This window comes from Burkholderia sp., from assembly GCF_018375725.1.
Lineage (GTDB): Bacteria > Pseudomonadota > Gammaproteobacteria > Burkholderiales > Burkholderiaceae > Burkholderia.
The window spans coordinates 1-1,171 of the sequence record NZ_JAHACR010000541.1; the positions used below are offsets into that span (position 1 = coordinate 1).

Annotated in this window: 1 protein-coding gene and 1 pseudogene; both read right to left on the reverse strand. The window is 69.5% G+C overall.

The window, feature by feature from the left end; translation table 11 throughout:
* Positions 1-284, reverse strand: a pseudogene (locus KH616_RS25230) (ABC transporter permease); the annotation flags it as partial.
* A partial coding sequence (locus KH616_RS25235; protein ID WP_292255310.1) for an ATP-binding cassette domain-containing protein occupies positions 277-1,171 on the reverse strand: 895 nt, incomplete at its 5' end. The gene KH616_RS25235 and the pseudogene KH616_RS25230, both read right to left, overlap by 8 nt.

Genomic DNA, 1,171 nt, shown 5'->3' on the forward strand with positions numbered 1-1,171 from the left:
GGTACGACTGCCGCCCAGACCCAGATCATCGTGCCGATGAGCAGACGCGTGAACGGCAACAGCGCGACGAGCAGGATGATGAACGGCGTCGAGCGGAACACATTGACGATCGCGCCGAGCACCGCGTTCACACCGCGCCGTTCATAGATGCCGCCGGGCGCGGTCGTCACGAGGATCACCGCGAGCGGGATGCCGAGCAGCGCCGCGATGCCCGCCGACGCCGCGACCATCCACAGCGTGTCGCGGATCGCATCGAGCAGTTCAGGCCACCAGAGTTCAAACATAGCCGAGCACCTCCGCACGGTTTGCATGGCCCCGGGCGCGGGCGAGCAATGCCGCGACCGCGCCGGTTTCGCCTGCCGCGGACGCCGCGATCACGAGCCGTCCCTGGGCACGCCCCTGAATACGCTCGATGCCGCCGTGCAGGAACCGCACCGAACCGCCGAGGGCAGCCGCGAGCGCGCCGACGTCGGGCTCGCCGCCATCCTCGCCCGTATATCTGACGTCGAAGACGATCTGCGCCCCGGCCGGCAGCGGCGTCTCCGCCGACAGCGGCCGCACGCGCGCCGCCAGTTCGGGCGGCAAATCGTGAACCAGCGTGCTGAGCAATGCGCGCGTCGCATCATGCTGCGGATCGCCGAACACGCGCCACACGGGTCCGGTTTCGACGACCTCGCCCTGCTCGATCACCGCGACCGTATCGCACACCGCGCGAATCACTTCCATTTCATGCGTGATCAGCACGATCGTCAGGCCGAGACGGCGATTGATGTCGGCGAGCAGCGCGAGGATCGATTGCGTCGTCTCGGGGTCGAGCGCCGAGGTCGCCTCGTCGCACAGCAGCACCTCCGGATCGTGCACGAGCGCACGCGCGATGCCGACGCGCTGCTTCTGTCCGCCCGACAGGCTGGCGGGATACGCGCCCCGCTTCGCACTCAGGCCGACCCATTCGGGCAACTCGGCGACACGCCGTTCGCGCTCGGGCTTCGGCACGCCGGCGATCTTCAGCGGCAGCGCGACGTTCTCGGCGACCGTCTTGGCGGACAGCAGGTTGAAATGCTGAAACACCATGCCGGTGCGGCGGCGCAGGGCGACGAGGCCGTTCTCGTCGAGCGCGCCGACGTCCACGCCCTGCACGCGAACGCGGCCGGACGTCGGGCGCTCGAGCCCG